The following is a 13,433-nucleotide window of genomic DNA, read 5'->3' as shown; positions in this document are numbered from 1 at the left end:
AACAGGTTTATATGAATGTTGTAGGTTTTTTTGAGTCTGCCACTAAGCAATTAGAACAAAATACTTTATTGCAAGATTGGCAGGAAAGGATTCGCTTTGTACCTACAGGCTATCATAATATGAATATAGAATATTATATTACAGATCAAGTTAAAAATATTTATACTGCATTATTGGATAATGAACAGTGGATAAAGTGTTTATATCGTAAAGAGGGAGAAAAGAAACAAAATATTTATACATTGAAACCACATGGAATTATTCAATATGGGGATAAACAGTATTTGATGGCAAGTAAAATTATAGATCAAAAAAATGAGTTGCGTACGTTTAATATGCAAAGATTTGATCAAGTTACTTTAATACCACAATCTATTAGTATAGATATTGATTCATATGACTTGGACTGTTTGGTTGAAGAAAAAGAATATGAAGATGCTCATTTTGAAAGAGAAAATCTTTCAATCAAGCTCCGTTGTGAAAATTATTTAAGAGACGAATTAGAGTCTTATCCAATTGATGAATATCAGCATATTATTGATCAGAATGAAGATTATTTTATCCTTGAGGCAAAAAGTATTATTACAACCAGTGTTTTAAATTGGTTAGTTGAAAAATCACATTCCATACAAGTGATTGAACCACAAGAGTTATTTGAAAAAGTTAAAGTACATGTCTTGGCTGCACGAAATTATTATGACGTGGACTATGATGATTTAGCAGAATATCGAGTTGATGAAAAAGAAGAAAGTGATGTTGATTCATTTTTTGATGATGAATCGAATGCTGAAATCGAGGGTATAGCTCAGAATTCAGTTGAGCTAGATCATGAGTGAAGATATTTCTATCTATACTGATGCCGATAAGATGATCTGTTTAGATCATACCAGATTTTATTATAGAAATTTACGTGTTACCACTTCATTGATTGATGTATTGCCAACTCTGTCTAAAGATACAGTTACAATTATTGTGACGGAAAATCAGGGTTTTTTAGAAAAAATTAATGCGGATCATTTTAATTTTTTGATCTTTATTATTTCAGAAAAAATTATGATGCCCTTAAATGCTCATTTATATAATGCTATTGTTCATAGATATACGGAAAATGAATCACATCAGATTTCGATTGAAGAAATATTTATTAGTCTGATCTCATTTATATTTGACCGAGATTACAGTATAGATATACAGGATGTAAAGAAAATATTATGTTTTAAACAAGGTCAGTATTTAAAAATTGATTATATTACTTTTAGTACGAAAATTTTGGATGAAATGGAATTTGATCATTTTCAATATAATACTTCATTTATTATTCATATGAATTTAAAGTCTTTAAAGTTTGAAAAGATGAATGAAGTAATGAGCATTGTTGGGGAAAAATTAGTTGATAGACATTGGGGTGATATTCTGTACGAAGTTAAAGATTGTGGTGATATTTTTCTAGAAGAAATCTTTGTTTTGTATGCTATCGCAGGTTAAATCAGTGAATGTATAAATTAATCAACTGAAAATGGTAGGCTTTTAGTGACTGAAATCGAAATAGCTGAATAAAAGTGATGGGGAGGTAAAAATATGGAGTTGGCTGTAGCAAAGTTTTCTATTCAATTAGCAAACTTCTTTAATGATTGGAAAAGAATACAACAGCAACAACAGGAAAAGGTACAGCAACCACTTTCTTTTGAAGAAAAACTAGAGCAATTTTTTAAGGATTGGCGAAAGTTTTTTATCAATGATAAGCAACTAGCTCGTTTCTTTGCTCAATACCAGTCAAATGAAGTACAGGCTCCAATTCTTACAGCACAACAGCAAGGATTGGCTGTGAATGTTTGGCAAACCGCAGGTTTAAAAACTGATGAAGTGCGTCATAGTAAAGTATTGAAATGGTTTTTAGATTGTCGAGGCGATCATGGGCAGGGTAATGCAATTTTATTGCAACTGTTAAGGGAACTGCCTCTATTAGAAAAATATCAACCTAAACGTTATTTTACTACAGAGGAATGTTGTCCTTTAGGCAATCAGGAAAGTCGGGTTGATATTGAAATTGATGCAGATGAGTTTTTACTTTTTATTGAAATAAAAATTAATGCAACTGAGGGTCAAGATCAATTACAACGTTATATTGATATTGCCCAAGCTAAAGCCAAAAATCGGGATTGGTTGATTTTCTATTTAACAAGAGATGGAAAATTACCTGAAAAGTATAAGGCTTATAAGAATCTACAGGGCATGTCTTGGATGGAAATTTCTAAAATTCTGTCTACATATACAAAAAAGAGTGAAATAAATAATCGTAGTGCGTGGTTAGTAAAACAATTTGCTGATCATATTAAAATATTTTAAATAAATTTAATTGCTTTATTTAGGAGAAAACAATGAGCAATATTAATGCAGCAAAATTAATTATTGAGAATATTCAATTAATTGAACAAATGAAAAACTTACTTGAGGGGGAGTTAGGTGAAAAGTTTTTTAATGCTGTGGATGCAGTAATTAAACAATCAGTTGAGAGTTTTGATGAAAAAATGATTGCTGGTTATAATTTTTGCGAAGAAGCAGATACTTGGTTTTTTTCACCTAAATGGAAAGTAGGGGAAGCGAGGAATCCTCAAAGTGCACAGGAGTGGAAAAATGTATATGCACTTTATCGATTGTGGAATGAAGGCGCGAATGACGAAGAGAATAACTATTATTTAACCGATTTTCTTGAAAATGATGTTGATCGAATGGTCTTTAATTTTGAAATTTGGAAACATAATATTAATAAAATGTCTGCAAAAGACTGGAAAGAATTTGTTGCTAAAATAAATCAGGATTATCCACAACTTGAACAGCTTGGCTTTAAATTTAATCCAGAGGGAAATTGGTATTTGCCGATTGCAAGTTTAGATAAACAAGCTGTTATTAAAAATTATGAAAACGATACTTTAGAAGATGCTTTGACACCGATTACAGAAGCATTGGAGAAAGTTAAACAAGCCCATCCATATTTTGATCAAATTGTCCAAGCTGCAATTGCAAAATTTGGACGTATTGAAATAGAAGAAGTTGTATAAGTTATTATTTAAAAAGGGCTTTGTTTGATACAAAGCTCTTTTTTTAGAAAATTACTTATGCAACATTCGTGCTTTATCTCTTTGCCAATCACGGTCTTTTTCAGTTGCACGTTTGTCGTGTAATTGCTTACCTTTAACAAGTGCGATTTCTAGCTTAACCAAATGACCTTTCCAATAACATGCTAAAGGTACACATGAATAGCCTTTTTGATTGACGGCACCTAAAAGTTTTTCTAGTTCGCGACGAGAAAGTAATAACTTACGTGTTCGTGTAGATTCAGGAACCACATGCGTTGATGCCGATAATAACGGCTGAATTTGCGAACCGAATAAGAAGGCTTCACCATTTTTAAAAATGACATAACTTTCGGACAGAGTCATACGACCTGCACGTAAAGACTTAACCTCCCAACCTTGGAGGGACATGCCTGCTTCAAATTTTTCTTCGATAAAGTAATCGTGACGCGCTCTTTTATTTTGAGCAATCGTGCCACCATTATGTTTTTTTACTACTGTTGCTTGCGCCATAATTCAAACTTCCACAATTACATATATTGTGCCGTAAAATGCAATCTTTTTCCATCGTTTAGCAATTTCGCGTTTAGAGCTAAATTTGTTAAAATATGTACCTTATCTCATTAACTAGAGTACAACGCATGTCTAAAACACGTGTGATTTATCCGGGGACTTTCGATCCAATTACCAACGGGCACGTTGATTTGGTTGCAAGAGCATCAAAAATGTTTGATGAAGTGGTTGTTGCAATTGCAATTGGTCATCATAAAAATCCAGTGTTTAGTTTAGAAGAGCGTGTAGAATTAGCAAAAGCTTCATTAAGCCATTTGTCTAATGTAGAGTTTGTTGGTTTTGATGGTTTATTGGTCAATTTCTTTCGTGAACAACGTGCAACAGCGGTACTGCGTGGTTTAAGAGCAATTTCAGATTTTGAATATGAATTTCAGTTGGCAAATATGAACCGCCAACTTGATCCTCATTTCGAATCAGTATTTTTAACCCCATCAGAGCAATATTCATTTATTTCATCAACATTGGTAAGAGAAATTGCTCGATTGAAAGGTGATGTGAATAAGTTTGTGCCCGCTGTTGTTGTTGAGGCATTTGAACGTAAACATCAGCAAGGTTGGTAGATGTCTCTTTATATTACTGATGAATGCATTAACTGTGATGTTTGTGAGCCAGTATGTCCCAATGAAGCCATTTATATGGGGGAATTGATTTATGAAATTAACCCTGCACTTTGTACAGAGTGCATTGGGCATCATGATCAGCCACAGTGTCAGTTATTTTGTCCAGTTGATTGTATTCCGCTTGATCCTCAGCATGTCGAGTCACAAGATGAGTTGATGGCAAAATATAAAAAATTAACTGCACAAAAAAATGCGAGCAATTAATTTCTAACTTTGATAATATGCGCCACGAAGTGGGCTGGACGGTCGCTGCTGTGGAGGTCTCCGTGACTGAAACAGGGGAGGAAAGTCCGGGCTTCATAGGGCAAGGTGCCAGGTAACGCCTGGGCGGCGAAAGTCGACGGCAAGTGCAGCAGAGAGTAGACCGCCTCATTCGTGAGGTAAGGGTGAAAGGGTGCGGTAAGAGCGCACCGCGTGTCTGGTAACAGTTCACGGCAAGGTAAACCCCACCAGAAGCAAGACCAAATAGGAATCCTGAGGCACGGCCCGTGCTGGATTCGGGTAGGTCGCTTGAGCGTATGAGTGATTGTACGCCTAGAGGAATGATCGTCCTCGACAGAACCCGGCTTATAGGCCCACTTCTCAAATTTTTTGAAATTGTGCTTGACGTGTCTATTGAAAGTTAAGATAATGCGCCCACAGTTTTCGGCTATGTAGCTCAGTTGGTTAGAGCACCGCACTCATAATGCGGGGGTCACAAGTTCAAGTCTCGTCATAGCCACCATTTTATAGACCACGCTCCTGCGTGGTCTTTTTTTATTTGAACTTTTTTAATTAATGTTTTTGTTTGAGAGAAGATTTGTTGAAAAGTAATCAAATAAAAATTAAAAGCACAAAAACTGTTCATATGTTTCATGTTTTCAATGTCATACACTTGACCTGTTGTATAGAACACTAGATAATGCGCACACAGTTTACGGCTATGTAGCTCAGTTGGTTAGAGCACCGCACTCATAATGCGGGGGTCACAAGTTCAAGTCTCGTCATAGCCACCATTTTATAGACCACGCTCCTGCGTGGTTTTTTTTATGTACTTTTATTGGCTACTCAACCTACCAAGCATCAACCGAATATTATTTATAGATTTAAGATAAAAAAGAATAGCCATCAGGTTTTCTGATGGCTTTAGTTAATTAGCTTTAATGTGATTGAATTAGAAAATTAAAGAGATATATTGATTTAGCCTCAATATATCTCGGCAGAAAAATAATAATTATAAATGCTTTTCAATTGTCGCTAGAGTTTGATGACTTTCATAAAAAGGTTTTACGATCATGGTGATAATAGGTTCTAATACACCATGTTCATCTAAGGCTACAACGACTTTAGGATAAAAACGTACAGCTTCATTTTGAAGATCTGATTCTTCAATCCCAATCGCAGCAAATACATCCTCTAAGCTTTCGTCTTCATAAAAATCGTAAAAGACTTTTACTCCGTATAGAATAAGATCTTGAATATAGGAAGACTGACGTAGCTCTTTCCAGTATTCATAAATCATGACAAAGAATTCTTCAACATCCAGAGGTGTGACTTGTTTGGTGTATTCAGATAAAGGTTTAGCTTTGTTATCTTCCCAAATATTACGCGCCAGACTTTCTAAGTCATCATTTGAAAGTAAGCTTAGATCGGCAAGTTGTTCTTGGATAAAGCGAGCAATACTTTCTTCGATTTTCTGTTCAATGCGTTGCTGTTGACGATGTGAAAAAGTCTTTAGTTTCTGCTGCCACTGATATTTGCTTTCAGAAATTTGTTCTTCGTCAGATTGTGAAAATAATTTTGGTAATTTATTTTGTAAAGTTGTGGTTGCAATATATTGGCATAATTGCTGAATTGAAGGACTTTCTTTCAAGAAGTGGTTTAAATAATGTCGAATATTTTCTAATTCGAGAAATTTAGATAACCACATTTCAAATTGGTGATCCGAAAAAACATCTTCTAAATGTGCTGAAGACTGTAAAGAAAAAACATGCAAGCGTTGAGCAATTTCACCAATAAACTCTAATAGTCCAGCACCAAGCTGCATTTCAAAGGCATAACGCTTAACAACTGCTTGGATTTGTTCAAGCTCTATCACTTCTTTCAGTTTGATATTTGGCGCATGTTGTAGAAACAACTGAATGAACTGCTGAAAGAACTCAGGAGAAAGCTGTGTAGTAAGCTGATTTTTATAAAATGCCACTTGCTCAAGCATAAGTGCTTGAGCAAGTAATTGTGACTTTTCAGAAACAATTTTTTCAGTCATTCGCGGTCCATCCATTGACGATAGGGTAGCGTCGTTCGCGACTGAAAGCACGTGAACTAATACGTGGGCCAATTGCACCCTGACGACGCTTGTATTCATTACGATCAACTAAGCGTATTACTTTTTCAACCACATCAGCTTCGTAGCCTTTTGCAATTATGTCTGCTTGGCTAAGATCTTCTTCGATATAAGCGTACAGAATTGCATCAAGTACATCATAAGCAGGTAAAGAGTCTTGGTCTGTTTGATCAGGACGCAGCTCTGCTGAAGGTGGGCGAGTAATGACACGCTCAGGGATCACAGGTGTTTCACTTAATGTGTTACGGTATTTTGCTAATTCGAAGACGATGGTTTTATAGACATCTTTTAATACAGAGAAGCCACCGACCATATCACCATACAGTGTGCAATAACCGACTGAAATTTCAGACTTGTTACCGGTTGAAAGTACAAGGTTGCCAAACTTATTTGATAAACCCATAAGCAGCGTACCACGGGTACGCGCTTGTAAGTTTTCTTCCGTTGCATCCGCTGGCGTATTGCCAAAGAACGGGAATAGGGTCTGCATGAAGCTATTCACGATTGGGTGAATCTCTGCAATACCGAAAGTTACGCCCATGCGACGTGCTTGTTCTGTTGCATCTTCTACACTCATTTGAGAGGTGTAAGTATAAGGCATCATCACGGCTTGTACTTTATCAGCACCAATCGCATCAACAGCAATAGCAAGTGTCAAGGCTGAATCGATTCCACCCGATAAGCCCAAGATCACACCAGGGAAACCTGAGCGTTGCACGTAGTCACGTGTTGCCATGACCAATGCTTGATAGATTTCAGCAAAAGTATCTAAAGTTGGAATTGCATTAGCAATTTTATACTGTTTTTGCTCTGCATCATATTCAGTCACATAAACAGATTCTTGAAAACTCGGTGCTTGTAATGCAAGTTCGCCATTTTTGTTACTGACAAAACTTGAACCATCAAAAATAAGATCGTCTTGTCCACCAACTTGATTGACATAAACAATATTCAGATTCAGTTGTTTTGCGAGTTCATTTAATGTTTGGATGCGATGCTGCGGTTTACCGACTTCATACGGAGAAGCATTTAAGACAAGCACAGTTTCAACATTCAGTTGGCTAAGTTGTTTGACGGTATTCAGTGACCAAACATCTTCACAAATCAGTACACCAAACTTATGACCTAAATACTCAAAAACGAGATGTTGATGACCATCTTGGAAATAACGTTTTTCATCAAATACGCCATAATTTGGTAAGTTCTGTTTGTTGTATATTCCTAAAACTTGTCCATCTTTAATCACGGCGGCTGAGTTGTAACGGTGACCATCTTCAGTTTGATGTACGAAACCGAATACCATGACGATATCTTTTACTTCGCTTAATTGAGCGAACGCTTTTTGAGTGCGTTTTTGTAAATTTGGGCGAAGTAATAAGTCTTCAGCTGGGTAACCTAGCGTAGAAAGTTCAGGGAAGATGATCAGATCAGCCTGTTGTTGTTTCGCTAAATTTGCTTGCTCAACCATCTTTTGAGTATTTGCGTCAATATTGCCAATATGCGGAGAAAATTGAGCAAGGGCAATTTTAAAATTTTTCATTCAAACCTAATCCTAAGTCTTAACAAGTGCTGATATACAAGATTTTGATTTATATAAGTATAGTTTTAAAAACGTTTGTATATCATGGTGCTAAACATTCTGCATCTTAAAGAAAAATGACAAGTTCACTAATATATACTAAATGCACATTTTTCTGCGTAAAAATAACAAGTTTTTCTGTATAAAATACGAAGATCTATGGATCAATCTGTGTATTTGAAGTTATTCATATCAATCTATTGGGCAAAAATTTCAAAATTTAGTGCTTTTGTATAATTTTTCATTTCATCTTTTCATACTCTGGTGACAGATTAATTACAGTAAATACAGATTTTTTAATACGCTAGATCTATTCAATCACCGATAAAATTCGCAAAAAAAGATTAATTTATTGAGTGATTCATTATTTTTAAAATAAATAAATTCAATACCTTATGTTTTTATGATTGTTTTTTATACCATTCGTCGGGTAAATCTATTTATTACTTGAGTGTACATTTGTGCACTGCTATTATCCTAATTAATGTGAACACATGTACACTGTTATTTAAATCAAGTATGTGAGTAACATACAAAAAGAGGTAACGAATATGTCAGTTTTATTATTTCCTGTAGTTGCATTCGGTTTGGCTGTCGTTGTGGGTCGTATTGGTACCGTAATGTTCCAAGAGCAAGACCAACAAGCCTAATTGTAAATAAACATTTATTGATAATTGAAGAGGTAACGAATATGTCAGTTTTATTATTTCCTGTAGTTGCATTTGGTTTAGCTGTCGTTGTGGGTCGCATTGGTACTGTGATGTTTCAAGAGCAAGACAAATAAACTTTAGATTTAATCAGTCAGTTAAGAATTTCTTATATTCAAGAGGTTAGAGTGATGATGATTTCAACAATTTTATTTCCAGTAATTGCCTTTGGATTGGCAATTGGTGTGGGGCGTATTGGTACAATTATCATGGATGATATACGCAAAGATACGGATTTTACGACGAATATGGACACTCGCCATGAACTTAAATCTAAAATGCGCAAAGGTTCTGTTGCATAAAGCAGATTGCGAATTTCTAACTTAAAAGCCCTGTCATTTACTTCACAGGGCTTTTTTATTGGTTCAAAATAATATTTGGAATTTTCTTTAAAAAAATATCTCGTGCAATATCACCTTGTTGTTCAATGTTGTAACTGGTGAAAGGCTTGGCTTGAATAAAGCGATAATGATAGGGATTATACTTTTTAAAACTAAGATAGTAGCCTGTCTGTAACAACATTCCTTTTAAGATGACATTGGTTTTTTGCTGAAATTGCAAGATGTGGGCGAGTTCATGAATAAAAATTGCCTGAAGATCTAATGAACATTTTGAATAATCCTGATAAAAATGTTGTTTATGTACAAATAGATTGCCGTTTGGCGCCATAAAAATATTCAATGGTTGCCACGGTAAATACGGAATATTAAAGATTTTTACTGCATGATAATTAATCAGATCACCGAATACAGATTGAGCGAGTGCAACTTCGCCATCAGTTAAGCCACGCCATTTAAATTCATTCATGTTAAGAAAAACAATCAGAAATGATATGAGCAGAGAGGGAATAGCGTGGAATGATTCGAATAATTTCATCTGATTCAAATTCAATTCATGATTTGTTTAATACCATAGCAAATAGTTTAATTAGAAAACCAATTTTTGATTGTGCTTAGTTTTGTAATTGTTGCGATGCGATTCAATTTATTGATTTTAGTTCATTAAAATTTAAGATGAAATTTATTACATTTTTCTCTTTATAATCATATTAATAGTAATTTTACCATCTGTTTTTTCTTAAAAAACATGATCTTGAATGGTTGTAATTGTTGTTGAAAATTCGACTATTGATTGAAAGATTGTTAAAAATGCCTAATAATTAACATTTATTTGTAAAAATGCTTAATATTTCGATAAAAATAATTGAGTGTCTATTTTTACATTAGGGGCTTCAAAACCAAACTGCGATCGGTTGTGATGGAGAGATAAGTCAATATTAATTTTTTAAGATACCTATGCTGAATCGGATTGATTCTAATAAAATCAGGATATTAACATGAGTATTTTAGCTCGGAAGGATCAGAATTCATTTCATACTACGTTAAAGAAACAAACTTTGACAGACGCACAATTAGTTTTGAGTAGATCTCCGTTTTTAATTTTTTTACCTAAAGAATTACGCGCTTTCTTTTTAGTTGAACGACAAAAACAATTTACAACTATTGCAAAATTTGGCTGGCCACTGCTGTTATGTATGCTGATTGGAGAAATGACGATTGCACACGTTTTTTACAGTCGAAATTTACAAGGTCACGACCATATAATTTGGGACAATCACTTTTTTCTTTGTGCAATTATTTTATTTGCAGGTGTCGTGTTTGCACATATTCCTAAACTGGCATCAAGTTTTCAGCTTTGGTTGGGATTGTTAATTATTGTTGTGCTGTGGGATAAGTTGTATATCGCTTTATCACTTAAAAATATTCAACTTATACAATATCATATGGGTGCAACCATCATGATTGTTGTAATTGATATACTAGCTTTACGCTTAACAGCCATGGTATCTATGTTTTCTTGTGTCATGGGTGGCTTTCTTGCTTGGCTGACAGCATATAAAACCTTAAGTTCTTATGATCTTTATGTTTACCTTTATTTTTTCCCAACAGTAATTGTTTGCGGAACGATTTCTCTATTGATGGAAAGGCAGGACAAATTATTGTTTTTGCATCAAGTTGTACTTTTACAGCAGGTTGGGGCACAGGAGGAACTGAATAATGAACTTTCATTACTTGCTCAAATTGATGGTTTATCTGGGTTAGCGAATCGCCGTTATTTTGATCAGATTTTTCTACAAGAATGGATGCGTAGCCTACGAGAAAAAACAAGCTTATCTGTCATTTTTATCGATATTGATTATTTTAAGTTCTATAACGATACCTATGGGCATTTGGCTGGAGACGAGTGTATCAAAAAAGTAAGTTTGGCATTATGTTCCGCCGTGGTTCGTCCTGCTGACTTAGTCGCTCGTTATGGTGGGGAAGAGTTTATAGTTTTATTACCGAGTACAGGATTACATGGTGCAATCCATATTGCTGAAAAAATATTAAAAATAGTTGATAAGGCTGCAATACCGCATCAAGGTTCTTTAGTTGCAAAAAATATTTCAGTTAGTATAGGTGTTGCCAGCTGTATTCCTTTGAAATCGATGCAGGCAGAAGATTTAATCAAAGCAGCAGATTCTGCACTATATCAAGCAAAATTTAAGGGACGTCATCAAGTGCGATGGTAATTTTAAAAAAGCATAGTTTTAAATCTAATATATAATCTTAATTTGATGATCCATTAAAAAGCAAAAACCCCAATTAGAACTGGGGTTTCACAACAACAAGGATCACGACTGCAAATAGGATGAGAGTCGGCATTTCATTAAAAAAACGCCAAAACTTGTGTGATTTGTAATGAGCATTACCAATCAATTTTTTGCGATAATAACCACAAACAAAGTGGTATATGACCAATAAACCCACCAGACCGACTTTAAGATAGAACCATAAAGCTTCATGGTAGTGTCGGGTTGCATCACCCCAATCAACTAGAAAGTGGGCGGTAATGAGTGTGGCAATCATAGACGGCCACATAATTCCTCGATATAACTTACGTTCCATCACTTCAAAGCGTTGATGACTAACGGCATCTTCACTCATAGCATGGTAGACATAAAGCCGGGGTAAGTAGAACAATGCAGCGAACCAGCAAACCACGGCAATAATATGTAATGCTTTTACCCACAAGAAAGCATCAGAAGGTGCATCCATCGATAATCCTAGGTGGGATTATGCATCCCACTTCTTGAAAATAAGGCAGGCGTTTACACCGCCAAAGCCGAAACTGTTACTCATCACAGTATTCAGTTTTGCATCACGTTTTTCAAGTACAATATCGAAACCTTGTGCGCCTTCATCAAGCTCAGTCACGTTGATGTTTGGAGCAATAAAGTCATTTTGCATCATCAATACAGAATAAATCGCTTCTTGAACACCCGCAGCACCTAAACTGTGACCCGTCATTGATTTGGTTGAACTAAGTGGTGGAACTTGTCCTTCACCAAATGCGCGCTCCATTGCTTTAAGCTCAGTCACGTCACCTGCTGGTGTTGATGTACCATGTGTGTTGACATAATCGATTTGTTCTACACCGTGTTGTTTTGCTTCATCTAATGCCATGATGATACAGCGTGTAGCACCTTCACCACTTGGTGCAACCATATCTGCACCGTCGCTGTTCGCTGCATAAGCAACAACTTCAGCTAAGATGTTCGCACCACGTGCTTGTGCATGTTCAAGTGATTCAAGAATAACGAAACCACCACCACCAGCGATAACAAAACCATCACGATCCGCTGAGTAAGGGCGAGATGCAGATTCGGGAGTATCATTATATTTAGAACACAATGCACCCATTGCATCAAAAAGTAAGCTTTGCGACCAGTGATCTTCTTCACCGCCACCAGCAAGCATCAGATCTTGCTTACCCAATTGAATTAAGTTGTAAGCATAACCAATTGCATCAGCAGAAGTTGCACAGGCACTGGTAATTGAATGAGCAATACCTTGTAGTTTTAGCGCAACGCCGACATTGGCAGTAATGGTATTACTCATATTACGGGGAACAAAGAAAGGGCCAATTTTACGTGCGCCTTTTTCTTCTAATAGCTTAACCATCTCTGCAACTGATGCAGTTGAGTTACCGCCGCTACCACCTGCAATACCATAACGAGGGTTATTTGCTAGATCCTCTTGTTTTAGACCAGCATGTTCTACCGCTGCAATCGCTGCGTTATAAGCATACATTGCACATACACCCATAAAACGCTTGATTTTACGATCAATACCATCAAAATCCTGTTCAGCAGCAGCGCTGACATGACTTTTAAAATTTAATTCGGCATAAGTTGGATTAAAACGTGTTCCTGAGATTCCATTTTTTAAAGAATGAGTGACATCTTCTAAAGAGTTACCGATACATGAGTTAATGCCCATACCAGTGATTACAACACGTTTCATTTACAGATCCCTTTTATGGTAATACGAAGCCTTGTGCATATCGCTATAAGTACAAATCAGGAGAAAATAACGATTTAAATGGCTTATGAGTGAATGACACCATCATAGCAGAAAGGTTTTTTATTTCTTATGGCAAATTTTATGCCTATTTCTAGTTGTGTAAATATTCGTAAATATAAATGCAGTTGAGACAAAAGGTAATGAAAGAACA

Annotated in this window: 14 protein-coding genes, 2 tRNA genes and 1 other RNA gene; 11 read left to right on the top strand and 6 right to left on the bottom strand. The window is 35.6% G+C overall.

Annotated elements, in window-relative coordinates; all coding sequences use genetic code 11:
* Positions 1–11: 11 nt before the first annotated feature.
* The 4 genes from AC0JIQ_RS12280 (at position 12) to AC0JIQ_RS12265 (ending at position 3,059) form a co-directional block, all read left to right on the top strand.
* Positions 12–836: a WYL domain-containing protein gene (locus tag AC0JIQ_RS12280; protein ID WP_474201824.1), complete on the top strand. Its 825-nt coding sequence runs from the start codon at positions 12–14 to the stop codon at positions 834–836.
* Entirely contained in the window at positions 829–1,485 is a 657-nt protein-coding gene (locus tag AC0JIQ_RS12275) for a hypothetical protein (protein WP_474201823.1), read from the top strand. The genes AC0JIQ_RS12280 and AC0JIQ_RS12275 overlap by 8 nt, the downstream gene beginning before the upstream one ends.
* Before the next feature lie 93 nt (positions 1,486–1,578).
* A complete protein-coding gene (locus tag AC0JIQ_RS12270; protein WP_474201822.1) occupies positions 1,579–2,346 on the top strand; it encodes a PDDEXK-like family protein in 768 nt (255 codons plus the stop codon).
* A gap of 32 nt (positions 2,347–2,378) precedes the next feature.
* Positions 2,379–3,059, top strand: coding sequence for a hypothetical protein (locus AC0JIQ_RS12265; protein ID WP_474201821.1), 681 nt, complete (start codon positions 2,379–2,381; stop codon positions 3,057–3,059).
* A gap of 51 nt (positions 3,060–3,110) precedes the next feature.
* Here the strand turns inward: AC0JIQ_RS12265 and smpB are convergent, their stop codons facing one another.
* On the bottom strand, positions 3,111–3,587 hold the full coding sequence (gene smpB, locus AC0JIQ_RS12260; protein WP_004663490.1) for an SsrA-binding protein SmpB: 477 nt from the start codon (positions 3,585–3,587) through the stop codon (positions 3,111–3,113).
* A 128-nt stretch (positions 3,588–3,715) separates the two neighbouring features.
* On the opposite strand from smpB, the gene coaD reads away from it, so the two are divergent.
* The 5 genes from coaD to AC0JIQ_RS12235 all read left to right on the top strand — a co-directional run bounded on the left by coaD (position 3,716) and on the right by AC0JIQ_RS12235 (position 5,262).
* Positions 3,716–4,207 (top strand): pantetheine-phosphate adenylyltransferase, encoded by a 492-nt coding sequence (coaD, locus tag AC0JIQ_RS12255; protein ID WP_004663488.1) that lies wholly within the window; start codon positions 3,716–3,718, stop codon positions 4,205–4,207.
* Complete coding sequence (locus AC0JIQ_RS12250) at positions 4,208–4,471, top strand: YfhL family 4Fe-4S dicluster ferredoxin (RefSeq protein WP_004663486.1); 264 nt, start codon at positions 4,208–4,210, stop codon at positions 4,469–4,471.
* A 26-nt stretch (positions 4,472–4,497) separates the two neighbouring features.
* An RNA gene (gene rnpB / locus AC0JIQ_RS12245) (RNase P RNA component class A) lies at positions 4,498–4,853 on the top strand.
* A 61-nt stretch (positions 4,854–4,914) separates the two neighbouring features.
* A tRNA-Met gene (locus AC0JIQ_RS12240) sits at positions 4,915–4,991 on the top strand.
* 194 nt (positions 4,992–5,185) lie between these two features.
* Positions 5,186–5,262 (top strand) — tRNA-Met (locus AC0JIQ_RS12235).
* A 218-nt stretch (positions 5,263–5,480) separates the two neighbouring features.
* Here AC0JIQ_RS12235 and AC0JIQ_RS12230 read toward each other — a convergent pair.
* The gene (locus AC0JIQ_RS12230; protein ID WP_005217857.1) at positions 5,481–6,512 is read right to left on the bottom strand and encodes a hypothetical protein; all 1,032 of its coding nucleotides are present in this window, start codon (positions 6,510–6,512) and stop codon (positions 5,481–5,483) included.
* Complete coding sequence (locus AC0JIQ_RS12225; protein WP_336937731.1) at positions 6,505–8,130, bottom strand: NAD+ synthase; 1,626 nt, start codon at positions 8,128–8,130, stop codon at positions 6,505–6,507. Before AC0JIQ_RS12225 ends, AC0JIQ_RS12230 begins: the two co-directional genes overlap by 8 nt.
* 877 nt (positions 8,131–9,007) lie before the next feature.
* Between AC0JIQ_RS12225 and AC0JIQ_RS12220 the strand changes: the two genes are divergently transcribed.
* Positions 9,008–9,178 carry a hypothetical protein gene (locus AC0JIQ_RS12220; RefSeq protein WP_171249221.1) on the top strand — a complete coding sequence of 57 codons (171 nt, stop codon included), beginning with the start codon at positions 9,008–9,010 and terminating at the stop codon, positions 9,176–9,178.
* A gap of 55 nt (positions 9,179–9,233) precedes the next feature.
* Here the strand turns inward: AC0JIQ_RS12220 and AC0JIQ_RS12215 are convergent, their stop codons facing one another.
* A complete protein-coding gene (locus tag AC0JIQ_RS12215; protein WP_346511892.1) occupies positions 9,234–9,752 on the bottom strand; it encodes a hypothetical protein in 519 nt (172 codons plus the stop codon).
* Between the two features lie 460 nt (positions 9,753–10,212).
* Between AC0JIQ_RS12215 and AC0JIQ_RS12210 the strand changes: the two genes are divergently transcribed.
* Positions 10,213–11,448, top strand: coding sequence for a diguanylate cyclase (locus AC0JIQ_RS12210; RefSeq protein ID WP_474201820.1), 1,236 nt, complete (start codon positions 10,213–10,215; stop codon positions 11,446–11,448).
* 73 nt (positions 11,449–11,521) lie between these two features.
* On the opposite strand, the gene hemJ is transcribed toward AC0JIQ_RS12210, so the two are convergent.
* Positions 11,522–11,974 (bottom strand): protoporphyrinogen oxidase HemJ, encoded by a 453-nt coding sequence (hemJ, locus tag AC0JIQ_RS12205; RefSeq protein ID WP_004805133.1) that lies wholly within the window; start codon positions 11,972–11,974, stop codon positions 11,522–11,524.
* An 18-nt stretch (positions 11,975–11,992) separates the two neighbouring features.
* Positions 11,993–13,222 (bottom strand): beta-ketoacyl synthase N-terminal-like domain-containing protein, encoded by a 1,230-nt coding sequence (locus AC0JIQ_RS12200; RefSeq protein WP_004663471.1) that lies wholly within the window; start codon positions 13,220–13,222, stop codon positions 11,993–11,995.
* Between the last annotated feature and the right edge of the window lie 211 nt (positions 13,223–13,433).

Source organism: Acinetobacter sp. FB (genome assembly GCF_056033405.1).
This window is presented reverse-complemented; position numbering and strand designations above follow the sequence as displayed.

Excerpts from the sequence above, each read along its gene's own strand:
- AC0JIQ_RS12280 (WP_474201824.1), top strand. The coding sequence starts at position 12 with ATGAATGTTGTAGGTTTTTTTGAGTCTGCCACTAAGCAATTAGAACAA.
- AC0JIQ_RS12275 (WP_474201823.1), top strand. The coding sequence starts at position 829 with ATGAGTGAAGATATTTCTATCTATACTGATGCCGATAAGATGATCTGT.
- AC0JIQ_RS12270 (WP_474201822.1), top strand. The coding sequence starts at position 1,579 with ATGGAGTTGGCTGTAGCAAAGTTTTCTATTCAATTAGCAAACTTCTTT.
- AC0JIQ_RS12265 (WP_474201821.1), top strand. The coding sequence starts at position 2,379 with ATGAGCAATATTAATGCAGCAAAATTAATTATTGAGAATATTCAATTA.
- smpB (WP_004663490.1), bottom strand. The coding sequence starts at position 3,587 with ATGGCGCAAGCAACAGTAGTAAAAAAACATAATGGTGGCACGATTGCT.
- coaD (WP_004663488.1), top strand. The coding sequence starts at position 3,716 with ATGTCTAAAACACGTGTGATTTATCCGGGGACTTTCGATCCAATTACC.
- AC0JIQ_RS12250 (WP_004663486.1), top strand. The coding sequence starts at position 4,208 with ATGTCTCTTTATATTACTGATGAATGCATTAACTGTGATGTTTGTGAG.
- AC0JIQ_RS12230 (WP_005217857.1), bottom strand. The coding sequence starts at position 6,512 with ATGACTGAAAAAATTGTTTCTGAAAAGTCACAATTACTTGCTCAAGCA.
- AC0JIQ_RS12225 (WP_336937731.1), bottom strand. The coding sequence starts at position 8,130 with ATGAAAAATTTTAAAATTGCCCTTGCTCAATTTTCTCCGCATATTGGC.
- AC0JIQ_RS12220 (WP_171249221.1), top strand. The coding sequence starts at position 9,008 with ATGATGATTTCAACAATTTTATTTCCAGTAATTGCCTTTGGATTGGCA.
- AC0JIQ_RS12215 (WP_346511892.1), bottom strand. The coding sequence starts at position 9,752 with ATGAAATTATTCGAATCATTCCACGCTATTCCCTCTCTGCTCATATCA.
- AC0JIQ_RS12210 (WP_474201820.1), top strand. The coding sequence starts at position 10,213 with ATGAGTATTTTAGCTCGGAAGGATCAGAATTCATTTCATACTACGTTA.
- hemJ (WP_004805133.1), bottom strand. The coding sequence starts at position 11,974 with ATGGATGCACCTTCTGATGCTTTCTTGTGGGTAAAAGCATTACATATT.
- AC0JIQ_RS12200 (WP_004663471.1), bottom strand. The coding sequence starts at position 13,222 with ATGAAACGTGTTGTAATCACTGGTATGGGCATTAACTCATGTATCGGT.